This window comes from Stenotrophomonas sp. 80084_Sma (genome assembly GCF_056481995.1).
The window spans coordinates 1,777,635-1,795,369 of record NZ_CM151177.1 but is presented as its reverse complement, the minus strand read 5'-3'; the positions used below and the strand labels follow the sequence as shown (position 1 = coordinate 1,795,369).

At 66.6% G+C, this 17,735-nt stretch carries 18 protein-coding genes; 2 read left to right on the top strand and 16 right to left on the bottom strand.

Translation table 11 applies throughout. From position 1 onward, the window contains the following. Positions 1 to 24 precede the first annotated feature (24 nt). The 13 genes from alaS to rlmE all read right to left on the bottom strand — a co-directional run bounded on the left by alaS (position 25) and on the right by rlmE (position 14,889). The gene (alaS, locus tag ACZK3W_RS08475; RefSeq protein WP_125895286.1) at positions 25 to 2,673 is read right to left on the bottom strand and encodes an alanine--tRNA ligase; all 2,649 of its coding nucleotides are present in this window, start codon (positions 2,671 to 2,673) and stop codon (positions 25 to 27) included. Between the two features lie 109 nt (positions 2,674 to 2,782). After that, a complete protein-coding gene (gene recX, locus ACZK3W_RS08470) occupies positions 2,783 to 3,274 on the bottom strand; it encodes a recombination regulator RecX (RefSeq protein WP_125895284.1) in 492 nt (163 codons plus the stop codon). A gap of 110 nt (positions 3,275 to 3,384) precedes the next feature. Continuing rightward, positions 3,385 to 4,422 (bottom strand): recombinase RecA, encoded by a 1,038-nt coding sequence (gene recA, locus ACZK3W_RS08465; RefSeq protein WP_010484252.1) that lies wholly within the window; start codon positions 4,420 to 4,422, stop codon positions 3,385 to 3,387. Between the two features lie 204 nt (positions 4,423 to 4,626). Continuing rightward, the gene (lexA, locus tag ACZK3W_RS08460) at positions 4,627 to 5,262 is read right to left on the bottom strand and encodes a transcriptional repressor LexA (protein WP_032128412.1); all 636 of its coding nucleotides are present in this window, start codon (positions 5,260 to 5,262) and stop codon (positions 4,627 to 4,629) included. 212 nt (positions 5,263 to 5,474) lie between these two features. Next, the gene (gene ubiB / locus ACZK3W_RS08455; RefSeq protein ID WP_049461320.1) at positions 5,475 to 7,157 is read right to left on the bottom strand and encodes a 2-polyprenylphenol 6-hydroxylase; all 1,683 of its coding nucleotides are present in this window, start codon (positions 7,155 to 7,157) and stop codon (positions 5,475 to 5,477) included. 34 nt (positions 7,158 to 7,191) lie between these two features. After that, complete coding sequence (locus tag ACZK3W_RS08450) at positions 7,192 to 7,686, bottom strand: CinA family protein (RefSeq protein WP_010484249.1); 495 nt, start codon at positions 7,684 to 7,686, stop codon at positions 7,192 to 7,194. Positions 7,687 to 7,808: 122 nt separating this feature from the next. Further along, the gene (gene hflX / locus ACZK3W_RS08445; protein ID WP_032128411.1) at positions 7,809 to 9,119 is read right to left on the bottom strand and encodes a ribosome rescue GTPase HflX; all 1,311 of its coding nucleotides are present in this window, start codon (positions 9,117 to 9,119) and stop codon (positions 7,809 to 7,811) included. 14 nt (positions 9,120 to 9,133) lie between these two features. Continuing rightward, on the bottom strand, positions 9,134 to 9,409 hold the full coding sequence (gene hfq, locus ACZK3W_RS08440) for an RNA chaperone Hfq (protein WP_004152891.1): 276 nt from the start codon (positions 9,407 to 9,409) through the stop codon (positions 9,134 to 9,136). Between the two features lie 96 nt (positions 9,410 to 9,505). Continuing rightward, positions 9,506 to 10,459: a tRNA (adenosine(37)-N6)-dimethylallyltransferase MiaA gene (miaA, locus tag ACZK3W_RS08435; RefSeq protein WP_125895282.1), complete on the bottom strand. Its 954-nt coding sequence runs from the start codon at positions 10,457 to 10,459 to the stop codon at positions 9,506 to 9,508. Further along, on the bottom strand, positions 10,459 to 11,355 hold the full coding sequence (gene folP / locus ACZK3W_RS08430; protein ID WP_125895280.1) for a dihydropteroate synthase: 897 nt from the start codon (positions 11,353 to 11,355) through the stop codon (positions 10,459 to 10,461). Before folP ends, miaA begins: the two co-directional genes overlap by 1 nt. 609 nt (positions 11,356 to 11,964) lie before the next feature. Beyond that, positions 11,965 to 12,150: a hypothetical protein gene (locus ACZK3W_RS08425; RefSeq protein WP_021202558.1), complete on the bottom strand. Its 186-nt coding sequence runs from the start codon at positions 12,148 to 12,150 to the stop codon at positions 11,965 to 11,967. A 102-nt stretch (positions 12,151 to 12,252) separates the two neighbouring features. Continuing rightward, a complete protein-coding gene (gene ftsH / locus ACZK3W_RS08420; protein WP_010485966.1) occupies positions 12,253 to 14,187 on the bottom strand; it encodes an ATP-dependent zinc metalloprotease FtsH in 1,935 nt (644 codons plus the stop codon). Positions 14,188 to 14,256: 69 nt separating this feature from the next. Beyond that, positions 14,257 to 14,889: a 23S rRNA (uridine(2552)-2'-O)-methyltransferase RlmE gene (gene rlmE, locus ACZK3W_RS08415; protein ID WP_005409014.1), complete on the bottom strand. Its 633-nt coding sequence runs from the start codon at positions 14,887 to 14,889 to the stop codon at positions 14,257 to 14,259. A gap of 65 nt (positions 14,890 to 14,954) precedes the next feature. Here rlmE and yhbY point away from each other — a divergent pair, with 65 nt between their 5' ends. Both yhbY and ACZK3W_RS08405 read left to right on the top strand, forming a co-directional pair. Further along, positions 14,955 to 15,260: a ribosome assembly RNA-binding protein YhbY gene (gene yhbY, locus ACZK3W_RS08410; RefSeq protein WP_004152868.1), complete on the top strand. Its 306-nt coding sequence runs from the start codon at positions 14,955 to 14,957 to the stop codon at positions 15,258 to 15,260. A gap of 13 nt (positions 15,261 to 15,273) precedes the next feature. After that, complete coding sequence (locus ACZK3W_RS08405; RefSeq protein ID WP_012510659.1) at positions 15,274 to 15,648, top strand: Mth938-like domain-containing protein; 375 nt, start codon at positions 15,274 to 15,276, stop codon at positions 15,646 to 15,648. 27 nt (positions 15,649 to 15,675) lie between these two features. Here the strand turns inward: ACZK3W_RS08405 and ACZK3W_RS08400 are convergent, their stop codons facing one another. From ACZK3W_RS08400 to ACZK3W_RS08390, 3 genes are all read right to left on the bottom strand, one after another. Then, positions 15,676 to 16,164, bottom strand: a complete 489-nt coding sequence (locus ACZK3W_RS08400) for a hypothetical protein (protein WP_478450639.1) — start codon at positions 16,162 to 16,164, stop codon at positions 15,676 to 15,678. Positions 16,165 to 16,338: 174 nt separating this feature from the next. Continuing rightward, the gene (locus ACZK3W_RS08395) at positions 16,339 to 17,124 is read right to left on the bottom strand and encodes a peptidoglycan DD-metalloendopeptidase family protein (protein ID WP_253144629.1); all 786 of its coding nucleotides are present in this window, start codon (positions 17,122 to 17,124) and stop codon (positions 16,339 to 16,341) included. Then, on the bottom strand, positions 17,121 to 17,735 hold the full coding sequence (locus ACZK3W_RS08390; protein ID WP_014036746.1) for a YqaA family protein: 615 nt from the start codon (positions 17,733 to 17,735) through the stop codon (positions 17,121 to 17,123). The genes ACZK3W_RS08395 and ACZK3W_RS08390 overlap by 4 nt, the downstream gene beginning before the upstream one ends.

The window sequence follows — 17,735 nt, the reverse complement described above, 5'->3', positions numbered from 1 at the left end:
CAAGGAGGGGGAAGGCCAGGTTCATCACAGGCGGGGGCTGACCCATTCGACGACTGCAGCCAGCGCAGTGGCAAGGGCGGGCCCGTCCTCGCCACCACCCTGGGCGAGGTCCGGGCGTCCGCCGCCCTTGCCCCCGATCTGACCGGCGATATGGGACAACAGTTCCCCGGCCTTGACCTTGCCCATTGCGCTGCCGTTCACACCTGCGACCAGGGCAGCCTTGCCGTCCTGGGCGCCGGCCAGCACGATCACCGCATCGCCCAGCTGCTGCTTCAGGCGGTCCATGGCGTCACGCAGGGCCTTGGCATCGAAGCCCTCCAGACGGGCGGCCAGCACCTTCACACCGGCAACCTCGACCGCCTGGCCGGACAGGTCGGCGGTAGCACCGGCGGCAACCTTGGCCTTCACGGCGTCCAGTTCGCGCTCCAGCTGCTTCTGGCGCTGGCCGAGGGCACGGATCTTCTCGACCACGTCGGCAGCGCTGCCACCGAGCAGGTCGGCGGCTTCGGCCAGGCGAGCCTCTTCGGCGTCCACGTAGTCCAGGGCGCCCTGGCCGGTGACCGCTTCGATACGGCGCACGCCAGCGGAGACACCACCCTCGGAGGTGATCTTGAACAGGCCGATGTCGCCGGTGCGGTTGACGTGGGTACCGCCGCACAGCTCGGTGGAGTAGTCACCCATCTTCAGCACGCGCACGTGTTCGCCGTACTTCTCGCCGAACAGGGCCATCGCGCCGAAGTCCAGCGCTTCCTGCATGCCCATGTTGTGCACTTCGGCAGCGTTGTTGGCACGCACCTGCTGGTTGACCTTGCGCTCGATCACGGCCAGCTCTTCCGCGCTGATCGGCTGGAAGTGCGAGAAGTCGAAGCGCAGGCGGTCCGGCGCCACCAGCGAGCCCTTCTGCTGCACGTGGGTGCCCAGCACTTCGCGCAGGGCGGCATGCAGCAGGTGGGTGGCGGAGTGGTTGAGGATGGTGGCGCCACGGCGCTCGCCATCGACCTGGCCGGACAGCACATCACCGACCTTCAGGCCGCCTTCGGACAGGGTGCCGACGTGGCCATGGAACTGGCCGGCGAACTTCTGGGTGTCTTCTACCGCCAGGCGCACGCCGTTGCCGGTGAGCACGCCGGTGTCGCCGACCTGGCCGCCGGACTCGGCGTAGAACGGGGTCTGGTTGGTGATCACGATGACCGCATCACCGGCATCGGCCGACTGCACCGGACGACCGTCCTTGAGCAGGGCCAGCACGGTCAGGCCGTCGGCCTGCAGGCGGTCATACCCCAGGAACACGGTCGGGCTGAGGGTCGCCACCAGCTCGGCCGGCAGGGTCACGCCGCCACCGAACTTGCCGGCCGCGCGCGCGGTCTCGCGCTGCTGCTCCATCGCCGCATCGAAGCCGGCGATGTCGACGGTCAGGTCGCGCTCGCGGGCGATGTCCTGGGTCAGGTCGAGCGGGAAGCCATAGGTGTCGTACAGGCGGAACGCATCAACGCCGGGGATCACGCCATTGCTGGCCTTGCCGGCAACGTCTTCGAAGATCTTCATGCCGGCGTCGAGGGTTTCAGCGAAACGCTCTTCTTCGGCCTGCAGCGCACGGGTGACGGTATCGACCGCCGCCGGCAGTTCCGGATAGGCCTCGCCCATCTGCTCGACCAGGGTCGGCACCAGCTTGCTGAAGAACGGCTGGCGCACACCCAGCATCCAGCCGTGGCGCAGGGCGCGGCGGATGATACGGCGCAGCACGTAGCCGCGGCCTTCGTTGGACGGCAGCACGCCGTCGACGATCAGGAACGAACAGGCACGGATGTGGTCGGCGATCACGCGCAGCGACTTGTTTTCCAGGTCGGCGGTGCCGGTCAGCTCGGACGCCTTGCGGATCAGCGCCTGGAACAGGTCGATCTCGTAGTTGGTGTGCACGTGCTGCAGGATCGCCGCCAGGCGCTCCAGGCCCATGCCGGTATCCACGCACGGCGCCGGCAGCGGCACCAGGGTGCCGTCGGGCTGGCGGTCAAACTGCATGAACACCAGGTTCCAGATTTCGATGAAGCGGTCGCCGTCCTCATCCGGGGAGCCCGGGGGGCCGCCGGCGATATGGTCGCCGTGGTCGTAGAAGATCTCGGTGCACGGGCCGCACGGACCGGTGTCGGCCATCTGCCAGAAGTTGTCCGAAGCGAACGGTGCGCCCTTGTTGTCGCCAATGCGCACGATGCGCTCTTCCGGCACGCCGACCATGTCGCGCCACAGTGCGTACGCTTCGTCATCGGTCTGGTAGACGGTGACCAGCAGGCGCTCGGCCGGCAGCTTCCAGACCTGGGTCAGTAGTTCCCAGGCCCAGGCGATCGCATCCTTCTTGAAGTAGTCGCCGAACGACCAGTTGCCCAGCATTTCGAAGAAAGTGTGGTGGCGTGCGGTGTAGCCGACCTGGTCGAGGTCGTTGTGTTTGCCGCCCGCGCGCAGGCAGCGCTGCACGTCGGCCGCGCGCACGTAGCTGCGCTTCTCCGCGCCAAGGAACACGTCCTTGAACTGCACCATGCCGGAGTTGGTGAACAGCAGGGTCGGATCATTGCCCGGCACCAGCGGCGCCGACGGCACGATGGTGTGGCCTTTGCCCTTGAAGAATTCAAGGAAGTCGCTGCGGATCTGGGAAGTCGTGAATTTGGCGGATGCGTTCATTGGGGGCTGGCAGTCTGCGGGCCGGCGGGCCCGGACCACCGGCCGCGTTGGCCAGGGTCGCGAGGGACCGCCGAAAACCTAAAGGGTATCAGGCCCGGCGCCGCCAGTCTCAGTCATCCGGGTCGTAGCGGGTCGCACGGCGGATGCTGTCGCCGTCGAAGCCCCGTCGGGCCAGCAGATCGGCGGCCTTGCGCCGCTGCGTCAGGTCCTGCGGACCGGCCTCGCCAAAGCGTCGGCGGACCAGATCACGGGCATTTTCCTGCCAGTCGCCTTCGTAGCTGTCCATCGCCGCGGCAATCGCGGCACTGTCCAGGCCGTGAGTGCCCAGCTCGGCGCGGACATGGATCGGCCCATAACCGGTGTTGGCGCGCATCCGCACCAGGTTCTCGGCGAAACGGGTGTCGTCCTGCCAGCCGGCCTCTGTCAACTTGGCCACAGCCGCCTGCGCGGCTTCGTCTTCGATACCGCGTGAGGTCAGCTTGCGGGTGAGCTCCTTGCGCGAGTGCTCGCGGCGGACCAGCAGGCCCAGAGCGCGTTGCACGGGCGTCTGCTCGCGCGGCCGGCGCTTGCGGCCGGTGGGAATGTCGTCGGCGTCGGACATCGGTGCTCCAAGGGTGGCGCCATCCGTGGCGCCCTGCCCATCCCTGGGCGATTCGAACCTGCGGGACAGGGCGACGTCACTGACGGCGCCGCCCTGCCCCACAGCAAGCCTTATTCGTCGTCGCCTTCGTCGTCGCCTTCCTCACGGCTGGCTTCGGTCGGCTGGAACTTCTCGCGCAGCTCGGCTTCAAGCTTGGCAGCGACCGTCGGGTTGTCGCGCAGGTAGCCACGGGCGTTGTCCTTGCCCTGGCCGATGCGCTCCTCACCGTAGCTGTACCAGGCGCCGGCCTTCTCGACCAGCTTGGCGTCCACACCCATGTCGATCAGCTCGCCCTCGCGGCTGATGCCTTCGCCGTACAGGATCTCGGTGATGACCTGCTTGAACGGAGGCGCCAGCTTGTTCTTGACGACCTTGATCTTGGTCTGGTTGCCGATGATCTCGTCGCCCTTCTTGATTGCGCCGATACGGCGGATGTCCAGGCGCACCGAAGCGTAGAACTTCAGCGCGTTGCCGCCGGTGGTGGTTTCCGGACTCTGGCCCGGCATCATCACGCCGATCTTCATGCGCAGCTGGTTGATGAAGACCACCAGGGTGTTGGAGCGCTTGATGTTGCCGGTCAGCTTGCGCAGCGCCTGGCTCATCAGGCGGGCCTGCAGGCCCGGCAGCTGGTCGCCCATCTCGCCTTCGATTTCGGCCTTCGGGGTCAGCGCGGCGACCGAGTCGATCACCAGGATGTCCACCGAACCCGAACGGACGAGCATGTCGGCGATTTCCAGCGCCTGCTCGCCGGTATCCGGCTGCGACAGCAGCAGGTCGTCCACGTTCACGCCCAGCTTGGCGGCGTAGATCGGGTCCAGCGCGTGCTCGGCGTCGATGAAGGCCGCGGTGCCGCCCATCTTCTGGCATTCGGCGATGGCCTGCAGGGTCAGCGTGGTCTTGCCCGAGGATTCCGGCCCGTAGATTTCAACGACACGGCCCTTCGGCAGACCGCCAATGCCCAGCGCGATGTCGAGCATCAGCGAACCGGTCGGGATGGCTTCGACGGGCTCGACCACGCGGTCGCCCATGCGCATCACCGAGCCCTTGCCGAACTGCTTTTCGATCTGGCCCAGAGCTGCAGCGAGGGCGCGCTTCTTGTTCTCGTCCATCGGATTGGTCCTTGCAGAGGTCGTGTCGTTGGAGGTGCTGTCTTTGGGGGTCTTCTTTGCCATGGGTTCACTTTAAGTCGGACGTATCGCACAGGCTGAGATTCTGCCCGGCGCTCTGAAAAGAATTATCGGACATCCGTACCAACCTCAGTGGAACCAGAGAATCGCCACAAAAGACCGCGGGGTAATGCGCTATGGAACGGGTCAACGGTTGGGTCGCAACAGGCCGCAATAGAGGCCCTCGATCGAGAAGTCCTGGTCAGGCAGCACCTCGATCGGCTTGTAGTCGGGATTGCGCGGCAGCAGGCGGATACGATCCTTGGCGATCTTCAGCAGCTTGACGGTGATCTCGTCATCGATGCGGGCCACCACGATCTGTCCGGAATGAGCATCGCGGGTGCGGTGCACACCGATCAGGTCACCGTCGAAGATGCCCTCGTCGATCATCGAATCGCCCTGCACCTTCAACAGGTAATCCGGTGCCGGCGAGAAGAACACCCGGTCCAGCACCACGAAGTCGTCCGAGCCGATATCGGCACCGATCGGCAGGCCGGCTGCGACACGGCCCAGCACCGGCAGGCGCAGGACGCTGTCGGGCAGGCCCGGCTCGGCCAGCTTCTCGACAGGCGGCGCCTGTACCAGGCGGATGCCGCGGGCCTGGCCCGGGATGCGACGGATCGCACCGGCCTGCTCCAGGGCTTCCAGGTGGTACTGGGCCGCGCGCACGCCCTTGAAGCCGAACGCACGTGCGATTTCAGTCTGCGACGGCGGCGCGCCTTCGCTCTCGATACGCTCGGCGATCAACTGCAGGATCGCCTGCTGGGTGTCGGTCAGGTCCATGGTTAGTAGTATTACTACTAATGAGCGGGACTGCAAGTGCCGGGGGCGACACGGCGACGGCTGTAGTGCCGAGCTGTGCTCGGCGATCGTCGCTGGGCTTGGCCTGGCTGGCAGAGACAAAGGCGGAGCAAAAGCAGCCGACCAGCGGTCGGCTCTACAGGAATCGCGCAGCGATTCCGCGGTTCCCGTTGGGAACCGCTGCGGCAAGCACACTATGTGTGCTTGCCGCTTCTCCAGATCGAAAACAGGATCCAGACGCCGCAGAAGCCGGCGCCGATGAAGCCGCACACGCCCAGTGCCAGCAGCCAGCGGCTGGAGACGCCGCCAACGCTGTGCATCACGATCGACGAGCCGATGATCAATGCGGCGGTGACGATGCCCATCACCAGCCGGTTCGCCGCACGGTTCACCTGCTCGCCGAAGCCCTGCAGCGCCGTGGTTTCCACCTTCAGCTGCAGGCGCCCACGGCGGGCGGCCTGGACCAGCTTGCGCAGGTCGCGGGGCAGTTCACCGGCGAAGTCGACCAGGCCCAGCAAGCTGCGGCGGCCGCGCTTGAGCAGGGCCCTGGGCGCATAGCGCTGCAGCACCACCCGTTCCAGGAACGGGCGAGCGGCACTGGCCATGTCGAAATCCGGGTCGAGCTGGCGGCCCATGCCTTCCAGGGTCAGGAACGCCTTGATCATCAACGCCAGGTCGGCCGGCAGGGTCAGGCTGTAGCTACGCAGCAACTGGGTGATGTCGCCCAGCATCAGGCCGATCCGCAGGTCCTTCAACGGCACGCCGCGGTACTGGTCGACGAACTGGCTGATGTCGTGCTGCAGCCGGTTCTCGTCCACTTCCACGCCGCCGGCCCAGTCCAGCAGCACGTCGGCCACGCCCTGCGGGTCCTGCTCGACCAGCCCGTGCAGCAGCTGCGCGACCTGAAAACGACGCACTTCGGACAGCGCACCGACCATGCCGAAATCGATCACACCGATGCGGCCGTCACGCAGGTAGATGATGTTGCCCGGGTGCGGATCAGCGTGGAAGCTGCCGTCCTCCAGCACCATCTTCAGCACGATGTCCGCACCGCGTCGCGCCAGTTCGCGCCGGTCCAGCCCCGCGGCATCGACGCCGGCCAGATCACGCCCTGGAATGCCGTCGACGAAGTCCTGCACATTCAGGCTTTCGCAGGTCCACTGCCAGTGCACGTCGGGAATCAGGATGTCGTCGCGGCCCTTGAAGTTGCGCGCGATGCGCTCGGCATTGCGGCACTCGGCGGCGAAATCCAGCTCGCGGCGCAGCGACACCGTGAACTGCTGCACCACCTCGGCCGGGCGGTAACGACGCAGGTCCGGAAGCCGGGCTTCAACGATCTCGGCCAGGCGGGCCAGCAGCCGCAGGTCCGCTTCGACCACATCGCGGATGCCGGGGCGACGCACCTTCAGCACCACCTCGCGACCGTCATGCAGACGCGCGCGATGGGCCTGCGCCAGCGAGGCGGCGGCCATCGGGGTTTCATCAAGGAAGGCGAACACTTCTGAAGGCGATGCGCCAAGATCGGCCTCGAGCTGCTCACGGATATCCGCGTACGGCAGCGCCGGTACTGCGTTCTGCAGTTCAGAGAGCTCGGCGATCCATTCCGGCGGCAGCAGGTCGACGCGCGTCGCCAGCACCTGGCCGAGCTTGACGAAGGTCGGGCCGAGATCCTGCATCGCGCTGCGCACGCGCACCGGCGCGGTCATCCGCAGCAGTTCCTGCCGCTCCTCGTTCCAGTGCAGCAGGCGCCCTGCCCGCTCCAGCGTGCTGGCCAGGCCGATGCGCCGCACCACATCGCCGAAGCCATAGCGGATCAGGACGACGGCGATTTCCTGCAGTCGGCCCAGGTCACGGACCGTGCCCAGCGTTTCCCACATCATGCGTGCTCCGGACGATTACCGGAGCAGCATGTCACAGCTGGGCGTCGATACCGCGCAATGCCGCCGCCACGGTTTGCCGGCGGATGGCTTCGCGGTCGCCATCGAACTGGAACAGCTCGGCACGGGCATAGCCGCCGCGGCGCTTCCAGCCAATCCAGACGCTGCCGACCGGTTTGTCCGGGCTGCCGCCACCAGGACCGGCGATGCCGGTCACCGCCACGGCGATACCGGCGCCGGAATTGACCAGCGCACCGGACACCATTTCCAGCACGGTTTCGCGGCTGACCGCGCCGAACTGCTCCAGGGTCTGCGCACGCACGCCCAGCAGGCGCTGCTTGGCCTCGTAGCTGTAGACCACCATGCCGCAGTCGAAGAACGCCGAGGAACCGGCGATATCGGTCATGCACTTGGCGATCCAGCCACCACTGCAGCTTTCAGCGGTCACCAGCTGCAGCGAAGCCTGCTGCAGGCGCTGCCCGAGCGCGGCGGACTGGGCATTGAGTTCAGCGTCGGTGGGAATGGACATCGGCATGACGGTGGGGTGAAGAACCTGCACGTTGTACCGCAGATGACAGCTGGATGTCGCGCCCCTCCGGCACGGTTACGCTGCCGGCCAGCGGCCGGCACTACCGGGCATGGGCCGCTACCTCACCACTCCGGCAGTTTCTCCGGCAGCAGCGCCCGGATCGGCGCGCCGTCGGCACTGGCAGCCAGTTTTTCGGCTTCGGCAATCGGCAGGTCGACCTGCAGCAGCCAGCCGTCTTCGTCGGCCTGCTCGCTGCGGATCACTTCCAGCTGGTGCAGGCGCGCACGCAGGCGGCCGGCATCCGGCGGCAGGCGCAGTTCGCCGGTGACATGCTGCAGGCCCAGGCGCTTGCCCAGCACTGCCTGCAGCAGCTCCAGGCCCTGCCCGTCACGCGCGGAAATCCACACCCGCTCCCGGCGCGACTCATCCGGGATACCGTCCTGGCCATCGTGGCGGACGTCGGCACCTTCGATGCGGTCGATCTTGTTGAACACCAGCAGCTGCGGCAGGTCACCGGCACCGACCGCGGTCAGTACCTCGTCGACCTGGGCGATGCGCTCCTCGCGGTGCGGATCGGCGGCGTCGACCACATGCAGCAGGAAATCGGCCTCGCGCGCCTCGGACAGGGTCGAGCGGAACGCAGCGACCAGGTCATGCGGCAGATCACGGACGAAGCCGACGGTGTCGGCCAGCACCACGTTGCCGCCCGGCACCGCGATGCGGCGCACGGTCGGATCCAGCGTGGCAAACAGCTGGTCGGCGGCATAGGCCTCGGCGCCGGTCATGGCGTTGAACAGGGTCGACTTGCCGGCGTTGGTGTAGCCCACCAGCGCGACACGCGGCAGCTCGCTGCGCACGCGCGCACGGCGCATCTGGGTCCGCTGCACCTCGACCTTTTCCAGCCGCTTCTGCAGCTGCTCGACCCGCTTCTGCAACAGGCGGCGGTCGGTTTCCAGCTGGGTTTCACCCGGGCCACGCAGGCCGATCGAACCACCGCGCTGGCGCTCCAGGTGGGTCCAGCCGCGCACCAGCCGCGTGGCCAGGTGACGCAGCTGTGCCAGCTCGACCTGCAGCTTGCCCTCGTGGCTGTGCGCACGCTGGGCGAAGATGTCCAGGATCAGGCCGGTACGGTCGATCACCCGGCGCTCGAGGAAGCGTTCCAGGTTGCGCTCCTGGCCCGGGCTCAACGCATGGTTGACCAGGATCAGGTCGGCACCGCTGGCATCGGCCGCGGCCTTGATCTCGTCCAGCTTGCCGCTGCCGATCAGGGTCGACGGATTCGGACGGTCCAGGCGTGCCGTGATCGTCGCGGCGATGCTGGCCCCAGCCGAGCGGGCCAGATCACCGAATTCTTCCAGCACATCGTCTTCCAGCTTGCCGAAATGGGGCTGGATCAACAGGGCGTGTTCACCCTTTTTCGAGCGGTCAAACATTCACCGCTCCGGTATTACTCGTCTGCTTCATCACCTGCCTGACCACCTTCACCCGACTGCACGTAACCGCCACCCGGACCGACCTTCACGTTGCGTGCCGGAACGACCGTGGAAATGGCGTGCTTGTAGACCATCTGACTGACCGTGTTGCGCAGCAGGACCACGAACTGGTCGAACGACTCGATCGTGCCCTGCAGCTTGATGCCGTTCACCAGGTACACCGAAACCGGCACGCGTTCGCGCCGCAGTGCGTTCAAGAAAGGATCCTGCAGCGATTGCCCCTTGGACATTGCACACTCCTGATTATTGTTCTTATTGGGTTGCCGACGGTTGCCACGGCCCCCGAGCCGCCCGCCGACCGATGATGTTACACGGCTGGCGGGGGTTCAGCGTGCGACGAAGGTCGACACCGCGCCGGCCAGGCGCTCCTGGTCGATATGGGGGTCGAACCAGCGCGCATCAAGCTCGCCGCGCAGCCAGGTCAGCTGGCGCTTGGCCAGCTGGCGCGTGGCGAAGATCGCCTTGTCACGGAAGCGGGCGGCATCGCCCTCCCCGTCCAGGTACTCCCAGGCCTGCCGATAGCCGACCGCGCGCACCGCCGGCAGGTCCAGTGGCGCCTCCACGGCAGCCATTTCCGGCATCGCGCGCAACGCCCGCACCTCGTCGAGGAAGCCCTGCGCCAGCATGGCGTCGAAGCGCGCCTCGATGCGCTGGTGCAGCACCGCGCGGTCACGCGGCGCCAGGATCAGCTTGAGGGTGCGCACCGGCAACGGCGCCACGCCCGGCCGGCGCTGCCATTCAGTGATGGGGGTGCCGGTCAGGCGATAGACCTCCAGCGCCCGCTGGATGCGCTGCGGGTCGGTGGCATGGATGCGTGCCGCTGCTGCTGGATCGACCTTGGCCAACTCTGCGTGCAGCGCCGCCCAGCCACGCTCGGCCGCCTCGGCGCTGAGCGCTTCGCGCGTCGCCGGATCGGCCTCGGGCATCGGCGACAGGCCCTGCAACAGGGCGCGGAAGTACAGGCCAGTGCCACCGGCCAGGATCGGCATCTTGCCGCGTGCCACGATGTCGGCCACGACCCGGCCGGCATCGGCGGCGAATTCGGCTGCCGAGTAGGTCTGCCAGGGATCGCGCAGGTCCAGCAGATGGTGCGGCGCCTGCGCACGCTCTGCCGCATCGGGCTTGGCCGAACCGATATCCAGGTGGCGGTACACCAGCGCCGAATCGACGCTGACGATTTCGCCATCCAGCTGCTGTGCCAGAGCGATCGCGGTGGCGGTCTTGCCGCTGGCGGTCGGTCCCATCACGGCGATCGCCAGCGGCCGCTGGTCGATCCCCATCAGTCTTCGTCCGGCCAGCGGATCGTCGGCGTGGCGTCGGCGCGCGGCGTCGGTACGGCCTCCACTGCCTGCCAGATCTTCAGTGCGTCGACCGTGGCGGCCACGTCATGCACGCGCACGATGCGCGCACCTCGCTGGACTGCGATCAGGTGTGCGGCAACCGAAGCAGCCACTCGCTCAGACGGCGTGTCGCGGCCGGTCAGTTCGCCCAAGCTGCGTTTGCGCGACAGGCCAGCCAGCATCGGCACGCCCAGTTCCAGGAAGCGTTCCGAGCGCGCCAGCAGGGTCATGTTGTGAGCGGTAGTCTTGCCGAAACCAAAACCGAGATCGATCAGCAGGTTCTTCTTCGCGATGCCCGCCATCTCGGCAGCGAACAGGCGCTGCACCAGGAAACCATGCACCTCGGCGACCACGTCGTCGTAATGCGGATCGGCCTGCATATGGCCCGGCTCGCCCTGCATGTGCATCAGCACCACTGGCACGCCGGCTTCAGCGGCGGCATCCAGCGCCCCCTCCTGGCGCAGGCCGTAGATGTCATTGATCATGCCGGCGCCAGCGGCCACTGCCGCCCGCATCACGTCGGGCTTGAAGGAGTCGATGCTGATCGGCACCTGGGTGCGGACGGCCAGCTGCTCGATCACCGGAAGCACCCGGCGCAGCTCGTCCTCGACCGATACCGGCGCGGCGCCGGGGCGGGTGGATTCGCCACCGATATCGAGCAGGTCCGCGCCGTCCTCGACCAGTTTCAGGCCATGTGCGACCGCGGCCTCGGTGGTGTCGTGCGCGCCGCCATCGGAGAACGAGTCCGGGGTGACATTGACGATGCCCATGACCCGGGCGCGGTCGAGGCGCAGGATGCGGCCGGCGCAATCGAGCTGGGGCGAGGTATCGAACATGGGCAATCCTGCAGGGACAACGGCGGGTAGTTTAGTTCGGCAGGGCGGCGCCCTGCACCCGCAGAGGCCAGAGCTACAGCAAGAGCCGGAGCAACAGCGGGTTTACTGAGGGATGGCGGGGTGGGTCCGGTTGCGGGGGACGCCGTGAATCCGTCCATGGAGGCTCGGTCGCGCCATCCATGGCGCTCACGCCCCCGCAACCGGACCCACCCCGCCTTCGACAGTTTTCTGCGATCTGCAGTAGATCCACGCCATGCGTGGATGACTCATTCGATATCTGACAGATGTGTCGACCAAGGTCGACATCTACCAACAGCCGCGGAGATCTGTCAGAGGTGGGGCGGTGTCGGAGTGCGGGGTGTCAGCCGCATGGGCCCGAGGCATGCCTCGGGCGGGTTGGGCAGGACGCCCAACCCCGGTCTTGCCGTGTGCGCAGGAATGCGCACGCGAGCAAGCGGCTGCCAAGCTTACAGGGACGTACTTGCAGCGTCCCCGCACTCCGACACCGCCCCGCCATCCTACGGAAAGCCCGCTGTTGCTGTTGCTGCTGAGGTTGCCGGCCAGCGGCCGGCACTACCGCGGGCGCAGGGCGCAGCCCTGCCGACACCCTTAACGGCGGCGGCGCTTGCGGTCCACGTACAGGGTCCTGGCGATGCTCAGCACGATGCCGACACCGATACCCACCACGCAGCCCAGCAGCAGATTGTCGGCCCCAAGGCCCACACCCACGCCGACCACGGTGGCGATGACCATTTCGGCGGTGTGGGAAATCGGTTCGGGCTTCGGGGCGGACATGCGGGCTCCAGCGTTAGATCAGTTCTTCGGGATGGGCCAGTGGCCCGGAAACGACGAAGCCGGGTTGCCCCGGCCTCGTCTGGTGTCACGTGCAGCGGGCCGTCAGTGCGATTCGGCCGGGCCTGCGATCGGCGGCAGCGGACGGGCGTCGCCGCCCTTGTCGTTGCCACCATCCTTGTTCGACTTGTTCCAACCGGCCGGCGGCGGCGGATCGCGGCCTTCCATGATGGCGTCGATCTGCGGCGCGTCGATGGTCTCGTACTGCAGCAGCAGCTGGGACATCGCGTGCAGCTTGTCCAGGTTGGCCGTCATCAGCTCGGTGGTGCGTGCGTAAGCCTCATCGAGGATGTTGCGCACTTCCTCGTCGATGCGGCGCGCGGTGTCGTTGGACACGCTCTTGTGCTGGGTGACCGAACGGCCCAGGAACACCTCGTCGTCCTCTTCGCCATAGGCGATCGGGCCGAGCTGGTCGGACAGGCCCCACTTGGTGACCATGTTGCGGGCCATCTTGGTGGCGCGCTCGATGTCGTTGGAGGCGCCGGTGGTGACCTTGTCGGCACCGAAGATCAGCTCCTCGGCCACGCGGCCACCGTACAGCGAGCACAGCTGCGACTTGATCGCCACGCGGTTCATCGAGTACTTGTCGCCTTCCGGCAGGTACATGGTCACACCCAGCGCACGGCCGCGCGGAATGATGGTGACCTTGTAGACCGGGTCATGCTCGGGTACCAGACGGCCGACGATGGCGTGGCCGGCTTCGTGGTAGGCGGTGAGGGTCTTCTCCTCCTCGCTCATGGCCATCGAGCGGCGCTCGGCACCCATCAGGATCTTGTCGCGGGCACGGTCGAAGTGGTCCATGCGGACCTCCTTCTCGTTGCCACGCGCGGCGAACAGGGCAGCCTCGTTGCAGAGGTTGGCCAGGTCGGCGCCGGAGAAGCCCGGGGTACCACGCGCGATCACCATCGGCTCGACGTCGTCGGCCAGCGGCAGCTTGCGCATGTGCACCTTCAGGATGTGCTCGCGACCCTTCACGTCCGGCAGGCCGACCACGACCTGGCGATCGAAACGGCCCGGGCGCAGCAGCGCCGGATCCAGCACGTCGGGACGGTTGGTCGCAGCGATCACGATCACGCCTTCGCCACCTTCAAAACCGTCCATTTCGACCAGCAGCTGGTTCAGGGTCTGCTCGCGCTCGTCATGACCGCCGCCCAGGCCGGCGCCACGGTGACGACCGACGGCGTCGATTTCGTCGATGAAGATGATGCAGGGGGCGTGCTTCTTGGCCTGCTCGAACATGTCGCGCACGCGGCTGGCGCCGACGCCGACGAACATTTCCACGAAGTCCGAACCGGAGATCGAGAAGAACGGCACCTTGGCTTCGCCCGCGATGGCCTTGGCCAGCAGCGTCTTGCCGGTACCCGGCGGGCCGACCATCAGCACGCCGCGCGGAATCTTGCCGCCCAGCTTGGTGAACTTGGACGGGTCGCGCAGGAAGTCGACCAGCTCGCCCACTTCTTCCTTGGCCTCGTCGCAGCCAGCGACGTCGGCGAAGGTGACCTTGATCTGGTCTTCGCCCTGCAGCTTGGCGCGCGACTTGCCGAAGGACATCGCGCCCTTGGCACCGCCACCACCGCCCTGCATCTGGCGCATGATGAACAACCAGAAGCCGATGATCAGGATGACCGGCAGGAAATTCATCAGGATCGCGCCGAGGGAAATGCCGCTGGACGGCTCCTCCTGCACGATCTCCACGTTCTTGGTACGCAGCACGTTGATCAGGTCACGATCGAACGGTGCGGTGATGGTGGACGACTGCCCACCGCGGGTGGTGTAGGTCAGCTGGCTGGTGCCGCCGCGCATGTCGCCGCCAAAGGCGACCTTCTGCACGTTGCCACTGTCCACCTGATCCAGGAACTGCGAGTACGACGCGCCCTGCGCGCCGGCCCCGGAGGACTTCGGCGAGAAGCTCTGGAAGACCACCATCAGCACGACGGCGACGACCACCCATAGCAGGAGGTTCTTGGTCAAGTCGTTCATCCTCATTGGCTCCGGTGTTCCTCTCAGTGCTGGCGTTGCGTTGGGGTCGAACTTGCGTACATTGCGAGCTTACTTCATGTGGGCGCGTTTTCCCTGACCCAAGGCATACACCTCGGGAGAGCGCTTGCGCGAGGCTTCCGGCTTGCGGATGGAGACCTTGTCGTACCGGCGGCGCATGTCGCGCACGTAGTCGTCAAAGCCCTCGCCCTGGAACAGCTTGATCAGGAATGCCCCACCGGTCTTCAGGTGGTTGTCGGCAAAATCCAGAGCCAGCTCCGCCAGGTGCATCATCCGCGGCTGGTCGACCGCGCCTACACCACTCTTATTGGGGGCCATGTCCGACAGCACAAGGTCTACCGGCTGATCCCCGAGCATGGCTTCAAACTGCGATAGAACGGCCTCTTCCCTGAAGTCACCATGAAGGAACTCCACACCGGCCAGCGGAGGCATGTCCAGGATATCCAATGCCAGCACGCGGCCGGTGTCGCCGATCTGTCTCCGAACCTGCTGAGACCAGCCGCCGGGGGCCGCGCCGAGGTCGACCACCACCATGTGCGGCTTCAGCAACCGGTCACGTTCCAGCAGCTCTTCGAGCTTGTAGGCCGCGCGCGAGCGCATGCCTTCGGCCTGGGCCTTCTTCACGAAGGGGTCGGAGAAGTGTTCCTTGAGCCAGCGCTGGCTGCTTTTGCTGCGGGTAGCCATTGAAAATAGGGGCTGATGGGGTCCTCATGATACCCTGATCGCCCCATTCAACCGTGTTTTCCTGCATGTCCATCGCCCTGACCGCTTCCCAGACCCGTTTCCTGCGCGGCCAAGCCCACGACCTGAAGGCCCTGCTGCAGACCGGCGGCAAGGGCGTGACCCCGGCCTTCATCGCTGAGCTGAACGAAGTGCTGGAGCGCCACGAGCTGGTCAAAGTGAAGGTCGCTGCCGAAGACCGCGACGCCCGTGACGTGATGATCGGCGAGATCGTCGAAGCCACCGAGAGCGCGTTGGTACAGCGCATCGGCCACGTCGCCGTGCTGTACCGCCCGAGCAAGGAACAGCGCCAGATCGTGCTGCCGCGCGGCTGATCGTCTTACTGCCATGCAGCTGAACCACGAACCGCCCGATTACGCCTACAGCCTGCGCGCCGCCGATGGCCGCTCGGCCAAGGTGAATGACCAGGTGCTGGGCAGCAGTTTCTTCCTGACCCCGGACCAGCTGGTCACGCAATGGCCGGTAGTGAGCGCCACCGCGCTGCAGCTGGCTGACCTGGAGCCGATCCTGGCGCTGAACCCGGCGCTGATCGTGCTCGGCACGGGTGACCGTCAGGTATTCCCGCCGGCAGTGGTGATGGCTGCCTGCCTGTCACGCGGCATCGGCCTGGAAGTGATGAACAATCCGGCCGCCGCGCGCACCTTCAACATCCTGGCGGGCGAAGGCCGCAAGGTCGCGGCCGCTTTCATTCTGGAAGGCTGAGGTCGAGGCGTCGGGCGCGCCCCGGCGCTAGCCGCCAGAAGCGGTGCAGCGGAAGGCCGAGAACTGCTTCAGCCGCCCGATCAGGTTGCCGCCCTGGCCCCAGCGGATGTCCATGACCTTCCAGTCCTGGCCCTGCCTTTGCAGCAGGACACGGTCGGTCCAGCGATAGTCGCCTATCGCCATTTCGACGAGCACCCAACTGCCATCGCCGCTCGTCGCGGGCAGCCCCACCTTTACCGTTTCCGGCCGATCCGGCGCCATGAGATACGGGCTCTGGTCCAGCATGTGCGGCTTCTCGTCATGCGCGGCCAGCACCGCACAGGTCCGCTCGTAAGCGCGCTGCGCATCGATGGCTGAGCGCAGCGCATCGCCCAGCAACGGCGGAATGGTCGCTTCGTCCGAAGCCAGCGCCTGGACGGCCGCGTAAAGACGGGTGACCACGTCGCGCGGATCGCTGGCTGCGGAGGCCAGCGGCGCGACGATGAGCAACGCGAGAGTGGAAGCAAGACGGAGCATGGGGCACCGGATCGACTGGGACCGCTCAAGAATGCCGGGTATCCCGTCCGCCGTGAAGGTGAGCCTGCGACACACAAGGTCGCAAATGACCACTCTGCAGTACCCGGGTCGAGCATGGCTCGCCTCTACAGGTCAGGAACGCCGGGCATGGCCCGGCGCTATCGCATCTGACGATCAGCGTGCCGGCAGGTACTGCTGCGGGTCGACCGGCTTGCCGTTGTAGCGAATCTCGAAGTGGACCATGTCGCGGTTCGCACCGGTACGGCCCATTTCGGCGATCTGCTCACCGGCCTTCACGCTCTGGCCTTCATTCACCAGGCGCTTGCGGTTGTGGCCATAGGCCGACAGCCACTGGTCGCTGTGCTTGATGATGATCAGCTCGCCGTAGCCGACCAGGCCGGCGCCGGAATACACCACCACGCCATTGGCGGTGGCCTTGACCGCCTGGCCGCTGGTGCCGGCGATGTCGACGCCCTGCTTGGTCGCATCACCAGCCACGTAACGGCCAACGATGGCGCCATCAGCCGGCCAGCGCCAGGCGATGTTGCTCTTCACCGGACCGACCGGCGCCGGGGCCGGCGTGGTGCTGCCGCCACTGCTGCCACCGGAACGCGGCGGGGTGACCACCGTGGTGGGCGCGCGGCCGCCGCTGGCACCGGCCGGATACAGCCGGATCACCTGCCCCGGATAGATCGTCGAGGGGTTGTCCAGGCTGTTCCAGGCAATCAGGTCGGCCGGGGTGATGTCATGGATGCGGGCCAGCGCATAGATGGTGTCGCCCTTGCGCACCACCACGGTCTGCCCCGGCTTGGGTACCGAGGTCTTCGGCGTGGTCACACCGCCACCGGTGCTGCCACCACCAGGACGAACCACGGTGGCGGTGCCGCAGGCGGACAGGGTGGAAACCAGCAACGCCAGCGCGCCGATGCGCACTCCCTTGCTCAGACGATCAGGACTCATGCGAACTTCGACCTCCATACAAGCCAGGCGATCAGCACCACCACCAGCGCGGTGGCGATCCAGCCCAGCGGTTCAATCCAGCGACGCAGTGCCGCTTCAGCACGCGCACCACCGATACGGATGACCGCAGCCAGCACGAACACGCGCTTGCCACGACCGATCAGCATGCTCAACAGGTACTGCGGCATCGGTACACCGACGATACCCGATGCCCACGTGAAGACCTTCATCGGGATGGGCATGAATCCGCCCAGCACCAGGAAGGTGAACACTGCCCACGGCGACTCGGCCATCTTCGCCTGCACGGTGGTGATGCCCTGCTCGATGGCCGGCAGCATACCCAGCGCCTCGAACAGCGGCTTGATCGCCTCGAAGGCGTAATGACCCAGCGCGTAGCCAACCAGTGCGCCGACCATCGAGCCGGCCAGGCTCAGGGTGGCGAACCACCAACCGCGCTTGGGCTGGGCCACGCACATCGGCGCCAGCATCACCTCCGGCATCACCGGGAAGATGATCGCCTCGAAGAAGCTCAACACCGTCAGGTAGGTCGGCGCGCGTTCGTGCGCCGCCCACTTCATCGCCCGCTCGTACAGCGGCCCGAAAATCTTCAT